12 protein-coding genes and 3 tRNA genes are annotated in these 12,258 nt (G+C 62.0%); 10 read left to right on the forward strand and 5 right to left on the reverse strand.

The window, feature by feature from the left end:
* Positions 1-13: 13 nt before the first annotated feature.
* A complete protein-coding gene (locus SAC06_RS01115) occupies positions 14-1,849 on the reverse strand; it encodes a BglG family transcription antiterminator (RefSeq protein ID WP_350258384.1) in 1,836 nt (611 codons plus the stop codon).
* Positions 1,850-2,000: 151 nt separating this feature from the next.
* Here SAC06_RS01115 and SAC06_RS01120 point away from each other — a divergent pair, with 151 nt between their 5' ends.
* From SAC06_RS01120 to SAC06_RS01135, 4 genes are read left to right on the forward strand one after another with little or no spacing between them, the layout of a single operon-like run.
* A complete protein-coding gene (locus SAC06_RS01120) occupies positions 2,001-2,318 on the forward strand; it encodes a PTS sugar transporter subunit IIB (RefSeq protein ID WP_350258385.1) in 318 nt (105 codons plus the stop codon).
* Between the two features lie 37 nt (positions 2,319-2,355).
* Positions 2,356-3,627, forward strand: coding sequence for a PTS sugar transporter subunit IIC (locus tag SAC06_RS01125; RefSeq protein ID WP_350258386.1), 1,272 nt, complete (start codon positions 2,356-2,358; stop codon positions 3,625-3,627).
* 39 nt (positions 3,628-3,666) lie between these two features.
* Positions 3,667-4,017 carry a PTS lactose/cellobiose transporter subunit IIA gene (locus SAC06_RS01130; RefSeq protein ID WP_350258387.1) on the forward strand — a complete coding sequence of 117 codons (351 nt, stop codon included), beginning with the start codon at positions 3,667-3,669 and terminating at the stop codon, positions 4,015-4,017.
* Positions 4,010-5,452: a glycoside hydrolase family 1 protein gene (locus SAC06_RS01135; RefSeq protein WP_350258388.1), complete on the forward strand. Its 1,443-nt coding sequence runs from the start codon at positions 4,010-4,012 to the stop codon at positions 5,450-5,452. Before SAC06_RS01130 ends, SAC06_RS01135 begins: the two co-directional genes overlap by 8 nt.
* 71 nt (positions 5,453-5,523) lie before the next feature.
* On the opposite strand, the gene SAC06_RS01140 is transcribed toward SAC06_RS01135, so the two are convergent.
* Positions 5,524-6,813, reverse strand: a complete 1,290-nt coding sequence (locus tag SAC06_RS01140; protein ID WP_350258389.1) for an MFS transporter — start codon at positions 6,811-6,813, stop codon at positions 5,524-5,526.
* Between the two features lie 484 nt (positions 6,814-7,297).
* Here SAC06_RS01140 and SAC06_RS01145 point away from each other — a divergent pair, with 484 nt between their 5' ends.
* The 6 genes from SAC06_RS01145 to SAC06_RS01170 all read left to right on the forward strand — a co-directional run bounded on the left by SAC06_RS01145 (position 7,298) and on the right by SAC06_RS01170 (position 11,628).
* The gene (locus SAC06_RS01145) at positions 7,298-7,603 is read left to right on the forward strand and encodes an HIRAN domain-containing protein (RefSeq protein WP_350258390.1); all 306 of its coding nucleotides are present in this window, start codon (positions 7,298-7,300) and stop codon (positions 7,601-7,603) included.
* Between the two features lie 412 nt (positions 7,604-8,015).
* Entirely contained in the window at positions 8,016-8,489 is a 474-nt protein-coding gene (locus SAC06_RS01150) for an HIRAN domain-containing protein (RefSeq protein ID WP_350258391.1), read from the forward strand.
* 7 nt (positions 8,490-8,496) lie between these two features.
* Positions 8,497-9,099, forward strand: coding sequence for a hypothetical protein (locus SAC06_RS01155; protein WP_350258392.1), 603 nt, complete (start codon positions 8,497-8,499; stop codon positions 9,097-9,099).
* A 622-nt stretch (positions 9,100-9,721) separates the two neighbouring features.
* On the forward strand, positions 9,722-10,117 hold the full coding sequence (locus tag SAC06_RS01160; protein ID WP_350258393.1) for a hypothetical protein: 396 nt from the start codon (positions 9,722-9,724) through the stop codon (positions 10,115-10,117).
* A 44-nt stretch (positions 10,118-10,161) separates the two neighbouring features.
* On the forward strand, positions 10,162-10,374 hold the full coding sequence (locus tag SAC06_RS01165) for a hypothetical protein (RefSeq protein ID WP_350258394.1): 213 nt from the start codon (positions 10,162-10,164) through the stop codon (positions 10,372-10,374).
* A 63-nt stretch (positions 10,375-10,437) separates the two neighbouring features.
* Positions 10,438-11,628 (forward strand): IS1249 family transposase, encoded by a 1,191-nt coding sequence (locus SAC06_RS01170; RefSeq protein WP_350258395.1) that lies wholly within the window; start codon positions 10,438-10,440, stop codon positions 11,626-11,628.
* A gap of 99 nt (positions 11,629-11,727) precedes the next feature.
* Here the strand turns inward: SAC06_RS01170 and SAC06_RS01175 are convergent.
* The 3 genes from SAC06_RS01175 to SAC06_RS01185 all read right to left on the reverse strand — a co-directional run bounded on the left by SAC06_RS01175 (position 11,728) and on the right by SAC06_RS01185 (position 12,091).
* Positions 11,728-11,800, reverse strand: a tRNA-Phe gene (locus tag SAC06_RS01175).
* Positions 11,801-11,822: 22 nt separating this feature from the next.
* Positions 11,823-11,899 (reverse strand) — tRNA-Asp (locus SAC06_RS01180).
* 119 nt (positions 11,900-12,018) lie between these two features.
* A tRNA-Glu gene (locus SAC06_RS01185) sits at positions 12,019-12,091 on the reverse strand.
* Positions 12,092-12,258 lie beyond the last annotated feature (167 nt).

Below are 12,258 nucleotides of genomic sequence, written 5' to 3' on the forward strand. Positions count from 1 at the left end.
GGCCAGGTGCGGCCTAGCTGGGGAGCGTCAAGTCAAGGATGGCCCGGCGGTAGCTCTCAAAATCGGTCCCCTGCTCCACCAGGGCCCGGACGTGTTCAGGCTGGGCCAGCAGCTCGATCAAATGCTCAAACATGGCGCCGAACAGGCCTCGCTCAGACCGGCTAAAGGCGATGAACAGGACCAGGGAAACCGGTTGGCCAAACCAGTCCAACGGCTCGTCAAAACAGACGACGGCGCTGGCCGAGCGTTTGGCCACCATCTGGGTGGGATGCGGAATGGCCACCCCGGAGGCGAAGGCGGTGGAAGAGAACGACTCCCGCGCCAAGATTTGCTGCTCAATGTCCGGGTCGGCCACGCCGCTGGTGACAAAGTCTTTCGACACCAGCGCGATCAACTCGGTGGGACTGGACACGGCCGGGGACCGGTAGAACAGGTCCGGGTCCAGCAGGCGGTCGGTGAGGTCGCCGAAGCGGCGCCCCCGCTGCTCCTCCAGCAGCGCGAGCGTTCGCTGGCGGACGCGCTCCAGGTCCCGTTCGCTCAGCATTGGGTCGATCACCAGGGTGGGCGGCACCGACGTCAGGCCGGCCAGGTTGGTGACCAGCAGGTCGGCGCGGTCGGCTTCCTCCACCCGGGTGACGATCCGAACCGTGGTCTTGGGCGGGAGGGCGGCCCGGAGCCGGGCGGCAGCCCTCGGGGGCAGGGCGGCGTATCCCTCGATCAGCAGCGCCACCTCAACCTGTTCTGCGCGCAGGGACACCTGGTCAAAGTAGGTGCCCAGGTGCATGGAGATGAAAGTGGATTCGTCCTCGTCAATCGCGATCTGGGTGCGGGCTGCGATTCGGCGGGAAAAGGACACGCCCAACTCATAGACGAGGGGGTGGGACTGCTTGATTTGGGCGGTGAACGGGTTGACCGCGCCCTCGCCGCGGGTGGCCCGCTTAATCAGGCTCTGAACGTGCAGGGTGAAAGACTCGATCAGGCTGGGTTCGGCCAGCTCCACCTGGTATTCCTCCGACAGTTCAGCCAGGCCCTCCTGCACCAGCTGCTGGGTGTCACCCGTGGCTTCCCCCTGACCCGTCCGCGACTCCAGCAACTCCGCCAGGTAGGTTCGCTCGCTGGCGGGAATCTCCAGGTGTAGGAGCTGCTCCAGGTCCTCGGCAATGTCCCGGGCGACCGGATGGTCGGTGCCCGGACCGGGAAGAGGATGGCCGGACTGGATCCGGTTCAGGGCCACCAGTACGTGCAGCAGGGCTCCGGCTGCCACAATCGGGTTGATCCGCAGGCCCGAGCGGTCCAGGTTCGCCTGCAAAATCCGTTGAACCCCGACCACGTCGAGTTCGGGGAAGGCCCGCTGCAGCGCCTCCAAGGTGAGGACCGGGGTGGCGGTGGCGCTGTCCACCAGGAGCTGGCGTAGTAGCGCCCGCTGGTTGGCTTCGGAGCCCTCCACCCGAAGCTCGTCTCCGCGTCGGCGGATACGCAGGTGGTGGCCGCGCAGCAGTCCCCGCGCCCGGGCCAGGTCTGCTTCCAACGTGGGTGGGGCGACGAACAGCGCGTCGGCCAGCTCGAAGATGTCGACCCGACCGTCGCCGGTCAGCAGCGCCCGGACAATAAAGTAGAGGCGTTCCAGCGGGGTTTCCGGCCCGAGATCGCGCTGGGAGGCGAGCCAGGCTCGGGCAAGCTTGTGGTTGGCTCGGTAGCCGTAGCGTGAGGACTCGATGCCGGGAATGGACCGGGCGTAGGTGCGAACCGTTCGATCCGAGACCCCGAGGACACGGGCCAGCTCCGGCCCCGAGATCCAGTCGTCAACGTCCAGGAGCCGGGTGACCAGTGCGCGCTTGGTGTCCCCCATGGTTCTATCGTGGCCTGATCTGGCCGTAGAGCAAATCCCGACCGCTTCCGCCTAGGCGGAAACTGTCCATTGGTGTGCAGGGCACAATCGGAGGACGCTGAAGGTGAACGCGGGGGATTGACCGGATCCCCCAGCCATCAAAGGAGAGATTATGAGTGACAAACTGCGCGTCCTCATCTGCTGCGGGGCCGGTGCTTCCAGCGGATTCATTGCCCAGGCGGCTCGGAAGGCGGCGGCAGCCCGCGGCTCGGATCAGTTCGAAATCACAGCTCGCTCCGAAGCGGAGCTGAACGAGTACCTGCCCGATTCGGATGTGGTCCTGCTGGGGCCCCACCTCGAGTACATGAAGGATGATGCGGCCGAGCGGGCACGCCCATTTGGGGTTTCCGTGGCCGTCATCCCGCAGATAATTTACGGCACGATGGACGGCAACGGTCTGTTGGACCTGGCCGTGGCCACCGCCGGCTAGCCCCCTTCCCATCCCGCAACCTGACCGGAGGTAAACCATGGACGGCTTGATTAAGTTCATGAATCAAAAAGTGGTGCCCCTGACCAACAAAGTGACGCGCAACGCGTGGGTGAAGGCGGTGCAGGACTCGTTCATGACGATCCTCCCGTTCATCCTGCTGGGTTCGTTCGTCACCCTGATCTCGCTGATCACCGAGATTCCCTGGGTCGCTGAGAACTGGACCTGGTGGCCAGATCTGACCCCGATCAACTCGTTCACGTTTGGCCTGATGGGCCTGATCATGGCGTTCCTGATCCCCTACTTCATCATGGAGAACAAGGGGGTGCAGCGGACCAAGCTGCTGGCCGGAGCCACCGGCGTGGCCATGTTCCTGATCCTGGCGATGCCGAGCTTCGATGAAGAGGGCAACGTGGCCTGGATCTTTGAACGGCTGGGCGCAACCGGCATGTTCGGGGCCCTGGTGGTGGGCCTGTTCGTCGGCTTCGTCATGTACCGGTTCGCGAAGATCTCGTTCTTCAAGAACTCTTCCTCCATGCCGGACTTCATCATCACCTGGTTTGACTCGCTGGTGCCGATCGCGATCTCGGTGGTGACCGCCTGGCTGATCAACTTTGTCTTCGGGCTGGATGCCTTCAACTTCCTGGCCTGGCTGTTCGGCCCCCTCGTCGACGTGGGGCAAAGCTACTTCGGCTTCGTGCTGATGGTGTTCCTGATCGTGTTCGTCTACACGTTCGGAATTTCCTCCTGGGTGCTCGGACCGATCATGTTCCCGGTGATGCTGACCGGCATCCAGCAGAACATGGACCTGGTGGCGGCCGGAAGCGCCCCCACCGCCATCAACACGATGGAGGTCGTCTACACCGGCTGGATTGCGATTGGCGGCTTGGGGGCCACCCTGCCGCTGGCCTTCATGATGGCCTGGGCTTCCCGCTCAGTCCAACTGAAGGCGGTGGGCCGAGCGGTCCTGGTTCCCTCCATCTTCAACATCAACGAGCCGGTCTACTTCGGCGCTCCGATTGCCTTCAACCCAATCCTGATGATCCCCACCTGGATCAACGGTTTGCTGCTGCCCCTGATTGTCTGGCCGGTCCTGCACTTTGGCCTGGTACCGATTCCCTCGCAGGTGTTCCAGCTGTGGTACCTGCCGTTCCCGATCAGCACCTGGATGGTGTCGCCGGGAATTGCCGGGCTGCTCCTGTTCCTGGTCTGCTTCGCGGTGGCGGCCCTGGTTTACTTCCCCTTCTTCAAGGTGTACGACAACCAGCTCCTGTCCCGGGAAGCGAAAGCAGCACAACCAATTCCCGCCTAGCGGGCCACCCCCTCGTCCACCCCAATTGGAAGGAAACTGATGGTCGACAAGACTGAAATGATGCAGACGGCGATGCAGATTATTCTTCACGCCGGCAATGGTCGGACCGAAATCAAGCGGGCGCTCGTCTGCCTGGAAGAGTTTGACTTTGCCGCTGCCGAGCAGGCGCTGTCGGAGGCGCAAGAGCAGATTCGGCAGGCGCACCGGGCCCAGACGGAACTGATCCAGTCCGAGTCCCGCGGGGAGGAAGCTGAGTTCTCGATCCTGTTCGTCCACGCGCAAGACACCCTGATGACCATCAAGTCGGAGTGGAACATCGCGGAGCGACTGGTCGGCCTGACCCGAAGCCTGGATCGCCGCCTGAGCAAGTTGGAGCAAAACCGTGGCTAAGTTTCCAGCAGAGTTCCTCTGGGGCGCGGCCATCGCCGCCAACCAGGCCGAGGGCGCCTGGGACGTGGCCGGGAAAGGCCTCAGCCAGGACGACGTCGTCCCCTACGGGGGTGACGCGCGGGGGAAAGCCCTGCAGACGATCCGGTCGAGGGCCCAGATCGACGCCCTGCTGGCCGACCAGAACCTGGTGTTCCCCAAACGCTCCGGGATCGACTTTTACCACACCTACGGGGAGGACCTGGCGCTCCTGAGTGAAGGAGGCTGCAACGCCTTCCGAACCTCGATTGCTTGGACCCGCCTGTTCCCCACCGGGATGGAGGCGGAGCCGAACCCGGAGGGGGTGGAGTACTACCGGAACCTGTTTGGCCGGATGCGAGAGCTGGGGATCGAGCCGGTCGTGACCATTTCGCACTACGAAATGCCGCTGACCCTGATTACCGAGCACGGCGGCTGGGCCAACCGGGAGGTGCTGGAGGCGTTCCTCCGCTTCGCCTACCTGGTGCTGGACGAGTACCGGGACCAGGTCAAGTACTGGCTGGTGTTCAACCAGATTTCGTCGGCGCTGATGGATCCGTTCCTGGCCCTGGGCCTCCTGACCGAGGACTTGGACCAGCCGGAAGCGGCCATCTACCAGGCGATTCACCACCAGCTGGTGGCCAATGCCGCGGTGGTTCGCTACGGACGACAACTGGATTCCAGCCTGCACATGGGCTCGATGGTGCTGGACCAAACCGCCTACCCGCGGACTTCGCGGCCCGAAGACGTCCTGGCTGCCCTGCAGTACAACCAGCAGGCGCTGTTCTTCTCTGACGTGATGGTTCGGGGTGCCTATCCGAGCACGATCCTGGCCGACCTGGCCCGCCGCGGCATCGAGATCGAATGGGCTCCGGGTGACCGGGAGACCCTGGCCGAGGGCACGATCGACTACCTGGCTTTCTCCTACTACATGAGCATCGTGGTGGGGGAGGGAATGAGCCTGCTGGATGCCAACACCTGGTCGATGGGGGAAGAGTTCAACAACCCCTACCTGAAAGCGACCGAGTGGGGGTGGCAGATCGATCCGGTGGGTCTGAGGTACGCCCTGAACGTCTACACGGATCGGTATCCGGGGCTGCCCCTCCTGATTGCGGAGAACGGCCTGGGCTACCGGGATCAGCTGGTGGGCGAGACGGTGGAGGACGACTACCGGATCGAGTTCCACCGGGATCACCTGCGCGCCATCTCCGACGCGATGGCGGATGGCTGCTCGGTGATCGGCTACCTGCCGTGGTCTGGAATCGACATCGTGAGTGCGTCCACCTCGGAAATGAGCAAACGGTACGGGTTCATCTACGTCGACCTGGACGACTTCGGTCAGGGTTCGGGTCGGCGGTGGCCGAAGAAGTCGTTCGGTTGGTACCGCGACGTGATCCGCTCGCAGGGGGAAAACCTCTAGCCGAGCCGAACCAACCGGCCCCGGCCGAAGGCGCCCTCCGTGACCTGACCCCAGGCGCGGGGGGCGCTCAGTTATTGGCCCGGCCGACTCGTCCCCCCAAGTGGGCGCAGGAGCAGGGCTACCAGCGGAATCAGGAACACCACCCCGGCCAGCGACAGCATCGAGAAGCTGGTGAGGGCCATCAGCGGCCCGGAAGCGAAGGCGGCGGTGGCGCCGAACAGGTTGGAGAGCGCATCCACCCCGCCCTGCGCGGAGGCGCGAGCATGAGAGGGGACCGCCCGGGAGAACAGGGCCGAGCCGGAGACGTTGACGAAGGACCAGCCCAATCCGAGCAGGATCAGCGCAGCTACCACGCCGGTCATGTTTTCCGGCCAAATCATCCCGATGGCCAGTGAAGCCAGCAGAATTAGCACCCCGACCGCGATGGTGAAACGGTTGCCAAGGCGGTCGGTGAGCCAGCCCACGACCGGGGCCAGCGCGTACATCCCCACCACGTGCAGGGAAATGGTGATCCCCACCAGGGTGACGGATCCGCCCTGGTGCACCACGTGGACCGGAGTCATCGTCATGATCGAAACCATGACTACCTGGGCGACGATGATCGCGACCACCGCCAGGCGAACCGAGGGGTTCCGGCGCATCTCCGCGAAAATCACCTTGAGCGCGCCGCGGGCTCTGGCCGGGGAGGTGGTTCGCTCAGTTGCCTCCAGCTGGCGGGAAACCAGCATCGGATCGGGGCGCAAAAACACCAGGATCAGCAAGGCCGCCGCGGTGGAGAAGACCACCGCAATCGCGAAGGCGCTGGCGTAGGGGGTCAAACCCGTGTGGCGACTGACCAGCTCACCGGGGGCGCCCAAGTTTGGGCCGAGCACCATGCCGATGGTCGACATCCAGACCACCAGCGAGAGGGAGCGGGCCTTGTTGGCGGGCGTAGCCAAATCTGTGGCCGCGAACCGAGCCTGCAACGTCACCGCAGCGCCGGCCCCGAACAGGAACAGGCCCGCAAACAGGGGCACCACCAGGTTCCACTGGGCGGCGGCTACCAGGATCAGACCCCCAACCGTGGCGATGGCCCAGCCGGTGGAAAGGGCGAAGCGGCGTCCACGCCGAGCCGCCAGGTTCCCGAGCGGAATCCCCATCGAAGCAGTTCCCAGGGTGGAGGCCACCCGCGCCAGTCCCGCCCACGCTTCGCTGCTGGTCACCTCACCCGCCAGCAGGATCCCGATTGTGGGGGCGACGCCGATCCCGATGGTCCCAACGATCTGCGAGATGATCAGAATGGCCAGCGTGTGGCGTTGAATGCGGGGGACGTCCAAGTTGGGATGGCTTTCGCGGGTGGTGGCGGTGCCTCGAACAGCCATCGGTTCAGTTCATCCTTCGTTGGTGGGGTGATGCGGTTGACGGGCGGCGATCCGACTAGCTGCCGGAGGGGGCAGTAGCCGAGCGGCTACCTATCTATCGTACGGACGGCGAGTTGGGCCCGGGGGTGGAACGGGAAATGTGGGGTATTTGAAGGTGTTTGTGTGTCGGCTGGTTTTGGGCCTGTGGCTGTAGGTTTGCCAGTGTTTGGGGGTTTGCCAGTTGCGGGCGTTGGCATACGTGGTCAAGTGGTGGCAAACGTTGGGGTTTTGGGCTGGTTTGGGCCTTTAGGGCTTGGGTTTGCCAGTGTTTGGGTATGTTTGCCAGTTGCGGGCGTTGGCAAACGTGGTCAAGTGGTGGCAAACGTTGGGGTTTTGGGCTGGTTTGGGCCTCTTGAGCTTGGGTTTGCCAGTGTTTGGGTACTGGTGTCGGCATCCGTGGTTAAGTGCTGGCAAACGTTGGGAGGGGGGCTGGGTCAAGTCTGACGTGACCGTTGTTGGCACCACCTTTTACAGTGCGGGGCAACCTCGCCGCAAAGGCACTGTGTTCCCAACGACAATCGCCCGGGAGCCACACAACACTCATGATCGAAACGCCCTTGCTGTCCAGTACGAAGGGCAAACGGTCGGCCACATTCCTGCAACGTTAGCGGCGAAGCTGTCGCCCGTCCTAGACCAAGAGGGCGTTCCACGCATCCAGAGCCGGGTCGGATGCGATGGGGGAAACAAGCTCAGTGTGGCGATGATCTACACGCCGAACCGTCTGCGGGACGAAATCAGGGGGAGAGGCTGAGACTGTCGCGAGAGAGCGCAGCAGGCGGCATGTGATTCTGGACTGGCAGCGCCTCCTTTTGCCTGTGGTGATCCGCGTCTACCTCAGGGCGCTAGAGCGGGCAGCGTATACTGGGGAGCACCGCTAGCGGATCAAAGGAGAGCCCGAAGTGGGAAGCATACTTAGAGCGATTTTCCGTCGCCGACCCTCACCTTCCACGGAACCGGAACCAGCGACGGCCCGGACATCGCCGCCGTGGAAACCAAGTCGTCCGCGGCCCGTGGAGCCCACCTTCGAGGAGATTCGCCGCGCTGTGATCGCTGAAACGCAGTCCTTGACGACAGAAAGTCGCGGACGCCCGCCATCAAAGGGAGGGCAACCGTACTCCCCGCCGCCGTTCGAAGACCGACACTGGTTGATCCGTGAGGATTTCATGCCCAATGGTGCCGAGTTGGAGTACTTGCTCGACACTGCAGCACCGAGAGCGCGACTCGAAGAGGTCAAAGGGCAGTTGCTGATCGTCACCGACGACGGGCAGCGGGTGAACCCCGGTAGCCCTCACCTGTACAAGGCTGGCATCTTCAGCTTTCGCCTTCGGGGAACCAGCTACTACGAGACGGCGGTCAAGTATGGCGACTTTTCTCCCGGCACGAAGCTACGCCTAGTTCGCGAACCGGACAACGAGTACGACTCCAACGCCATCGCTATCTACGCACCTCGGGCACGCAACAAGGCGGGGTACGTCAATAAGCTCAACGCCAAGCGGATCGCGCCCCTCCTTGATCGCGGTGACAAGTTGGTGTGCATCTCGTGTCGTGGGACTGGCCCGGGTCGGGCCGGTGAGGTTGTGCCAAGAGTCCTGGTCCTCCAGGATCAGCTCTTGGCTCAGCTTTGGAAGGAGCTATAGACGGGGTATGAGTGGGGAAGGCTCTATCGAGATTGACGTCGGTAGCGCGGACGCACTGCTGAAGAAGTGGCAGGCCACGAACCAGCCCTCGGCGCTAACGGGATCGGCGATGAGTGGCGACAACAAAAGGTCACTGTCATACCCAATGTCAACGGCTGCCTGGTTCAGCATTGTTACTGGAGTTCAGCACTTTGACGCACTGCTGGGATCGCTGCGGGCCGGAACGCTTGATGTGATGCCCTCACTGAGTGTCTCCCGAGGGGCACTCCTCGGTGCAGGCCAGGCGATTTGGCTCCTCTCACCGTGGAACCGGACGGAGCGACTTGATCGCCTGGCATCGCAGCGACGGGAAGACATGCGTGCACACAAGAAGTTCGCTGACCTCAATGCAAACAGCCGCATGGTCAGTGCTGCGGGAGCGTCCGAACAAGTTCTCGCAAGCACCAAGGTTTACAAGAAGAAGCAGGCGGACAGAGCCAAGGAAGCTGATAACGCAGGTCGCCATAGGTCGTTCACTTCTCGCGAGATCATCGAATGCGCTGCCAAGTACACGACTGGGGAGGTTCGTCCCGAGGAACATCTGCTCGGCTCGGCCATTCTGACCCTCTGACACCGTGCCTCGGGGGCGGCCCATGGCTGGCCGTGGCTGCTGAACGTGGAATCGCATCACGATTTCAGTGGCCCGGAAGGGGAGCTTCAGCGGGTGTTAGAGCACGACGCTGTTTCCCTAGGCGTATCTATAGGGGTTCCCGCAATCCTCATTGACAACGCACTACGTCTTTACCTGACTCGCGCCACCTCCTTCCGGGCACACGGCGAGCGCCCGCGAAATTGAGGTCTTGTTGGCTCCCACCCCGGCGCCCCCGCTGTGGAGTTGGACACCAGCCCGCACGGGATCGTCGCGTGGCAGCGCCTCCTTGCGTGCCTGTGGTGAACTGCAGCCTGCGTCGCGGGCGGACTGACCAGTCCCGTATAGCAGCTCCAGCTCCGTAAAGAATGTTTAACGCAGTTTGACACTTGAAGTTTAGCGTTGGTATACTCTAGGGTGTGAGGCGAGAACAGATACTGAGGCAGGTCGCGAAGATAGCCAAAGCCAAGGGTGTCCAAATGACAACCAGCGAAGGCCACAAGCACACGCTCATACGCTTCAACGGTGCTCTCGTGACGACCGTAGGTAGACACAAGGAAATCAACGAGATGACCGCTAGGGGAATCATAAGGACGGCACAGACATGGAAAGAGAACCAGTGATCACCGCGACCGCCACCCGCTCCGACGGTTGGTGGGCGGTCGAGCTGCCCGTGAACGGACGCACCCAATACACACAGGGTCGCACCCTCGCGGAGGCCAAAGCAATGGCCCAAGACCTGCTGAGCATCTGGGCTGACGAACTCGACAGTGAGGAGCTGCGTGACGCGACAGTAGTGCTTGAGGTCGTGGGCGAAGAGCGAGCGCTAGCTGAACAGGTAGCCAAGGCTCAGGCCGCAGTGGATGAATCCGCGCGGGCTGCCCGCGCCACGCAGAAGGACGCGGTAGCCGCGATGCGCAAGCTTGGCCTGACGATGCAGGACATCGCCGACCTGATGGGAGTAACCAAAGGGCGTGTCAGCCAGCTTGCCAATTCGTGAACTCCTGGAACTGTTATTGGAGAGGGTTGGCAGATACGGGAGAGATGACCGAGAGTGAAAGGGGTGCCCTGGCGCTAGCCGAGGGCGACATCGACCTGTCGAAGGCCACCATTTGCCGATCCGCTGCCCGTGAACCGATGGCTACCCTTGACCCAATCATGACATTCAGGGAGTCCGGCATAGAAGTGTGTTTTTATCTTGGATTTTCCGTTGTCTTGGTGCGGGAAAGTCTTGGTTTTTATGGTCTGGGAGCATAATGTCGGGCTGGTCCTTGACATCGCTGATTTGTGTGTTGGGTCCGGGGTTGATGGCCTGGAAACATGGGAAGACCAGCATCAACAAAGAAGTGCCAGGTCTGTGGTTGGCCTGGCCTGGTTCGTAACGGCACTACCAGTGCTGGTAGGCAACGCTGGCGTTGCTCCTCGTTGGGAGCTAGTACCACTAAGACGCGCCGTGACCAGATAGAACTATCCCAGTTCACACAGTTCATTTCTTGGGTGACAGGTCATGACACGCAATCCAGTATCGATGGCACTCAGACAGGCCGATCATTCAGGAAAAACATCGCCTGGTGCTGGAGGATACCTATCCCTGCCCCGCCCCTCACGGGTGAGGTTCACGAGCAGGTCTTCATTGATGGGACCTACCTGGCCTACGGCTGGTGCCTCCTAGTCGCTCGCAGCAACACCGGGCTCGTAGTTGCGTGGCAGTGGTGCCACAGCGAGAACAGCGCGGCCTACGGCAAGCTCCTGGCCCGCATCCCCCCTCCACTGGCCGTGACTACTGACGGGGCAGGAGGAGCATTGAAAGCCATCAAGGAACACTGGCCAGAAACCACCGTTCAACGGTGCTTGTTGCACGTACACCGCAACAACACCCGCGACCTGACCCAGAATCCGAAGACCATGGCAGGTAAGGCCCTCCTTGGCTTATCCAGAGCCCTCCTGAAGGTCACCAGCAAGACCGAGGCAGCCAAGTGGGCTACTCTTCTTGCTGCCTTCCACACCGAATACTCCGCATATTTGAAAGAACGCACCTACGCGCGTGACAACCCTTTAGAGGCTGCATCCCGGGGCAAGAAACCCACGGGCTGGTGGTACACCCACGAGCGAGACCGCCGCGTCTACCAGCGACTCAACCGCCTTTACAAGGCTGGCGATCTCTTCGCCTACCTCACCACCGCCAAACAGGCACTAGAACGCACGACGAACCCTGTGGAATCCGTGAACCACCAAGTCAAGAGGGTCATCAAACACCACCCAGGCTTATCTGAAGACCACCTGACCTGCGGGATCGAATGGGTCCTGCATTCCTACACCCACAACCCTGACACCCCCAAGCAAATCTTGAAAGCCTGGCATGCTGCCGGTGAACCCACCCGAAGGCTCATCCCCAAAAAACCCCGCACGACCACACGCCTAGGACCCAAGCAACACGACACCGGCCTCAGCAGCGAAGAAGGCCTCTACACCAGAAAAGGCTGGGCCGGACGACCACTAAACAACCCATGACCAACACGCCCGAGTAAAAACACACATCCATGCCGGTATCCCGACATTCATGACAATCGTGTAGAAACAGAAAAACCCCCGCATTCGCGAGGGTTCCAGTGGCTCCGAGGGGCGTCGATCCCCTGACCTTTCGATTTTCAGTCGAACGCTCTACCAACTGAGCTACAGAGCCTCGACCGACCAAAAGGCCGGTCTGGCGACCCCGACGGGACTCGAACCCGCGACCTCCGCCGTGACAGGGCGGCGCGCTAACCAACTGCGCTACGGGGCCTTGTGCATTTCACTGAGGTCTCTCAGCGATCTGCGACTTGGTAAGTTTACCAGGCCAAGACCAAGTATTCATATTTCGTTCCCCACCGTCAAATCACATTCGCGACTCTCAGTGGTTCGTACCCCCAACGGGATTCGAACCCGTGTCGCCGCCGTGAAAGGGCGGTGTCCTAGGCCTCTAGACGATGGGGGCCATCTCTTGAGTTTTCAACTTGAGACTTGACGATCATAGCCAACCTTTGCCGGTCAGTGCAAAGTTTCGACTGAAATATAGCTCACGTTTATTCCGGGCTCTTATGGTGAGCTGGTTTCGCCCTCGGGTGGCCCCCTCCCCTCGCTGGTCAAAGGCTCCTAAGCTAG

Source organism: Scrofimicrobium sp. R131 (assembly GCF_040256745.1).
Lineage (GTDB): Bacteria > Actinomycetota > Actinomycetes > Actinomycetales > Actinomycetaceae > Scrofimicrobium > Scrofimicrobium appendicitidis.

What these genes read in the sequence shown, in the direction of transcription:
- SAC06_RS01115 (WP_350258384.1), bottom strand. Translation starts at nt 1,849, where the DNA reads ATGGGGGACACCAAGCGCGCACTGGTCACCCGGCTCCTGGACGTTGAC.
- SAC06_RS01170 (WP_350258395.1), top strand. Translation starts at nt 10,438, where the DNA reads ATGGGAAGACCAGCATCAACAAAGAAGTGCCAGGTCTGTGGTTGGCCT.
- SAC06_RS01165 (WP_350258394.1), top strand. Translation starts at nt 10,162, where the DNA reads ATGACCGAGAGTGAAAGGGGTGCCCTGGCGCTAGCCGAGGGCGACATC.
- SAC06_RS01140 (WP_350258389.1), bottom strand. Translation starts at nt 6,813, where the DNA reads ATGGCTGTTCGAGGCACCGCCACCACCCGCGAAAGCCATCCCAACTTG.
- SAC06_RS01150 (WP_350258391.1), top strand. Translation starts at nt 8,016, where the DNA reads ATGCCCAATGGTGCCGAGTTGGAGTACTTGCTCGACACTGCAGCACCG.
- SAC06_RS01120 (WP_350258385.1), top strand. Translation starts at nt 2,001, where the DNA reads ATGAGTGACAAACTGCGCGTCCTCATCTGCTGCGGGGCCGGTGCTTCC.
- SAC06_RS01130 (WP_350258387.1), top strand. Translation starts at nt 3,667, where the DNA reads ATGGTCGACAAGACTGAAATGATGCAGACGGCGATGCAGATTATTCTT.
- SAC06_RS01160 (WP_350258393.1), top strand. Translation starts at nt 9,722, where the DNA reads ATGGAAAGAGAACCAGTGATCACCGCGACCGCCACCCGCTCCGACGGT.
- SAC06_RS01155 (WP_350258392.1), top strand. Translation starts at nt 8,497, where the DNA reads ATGAGTGGGGAAGGCTCTATCGAGATTGACGTCGGTAGCGCGGACGCA.
- SAC06_RS01125 (WP_350258386.1), top strand. Translation starts at nt 2,356, where the DNA reads ATGGACGGCTTGATTAAGTTCATGAATCAAAAAGTGGTGCCCCTGACC.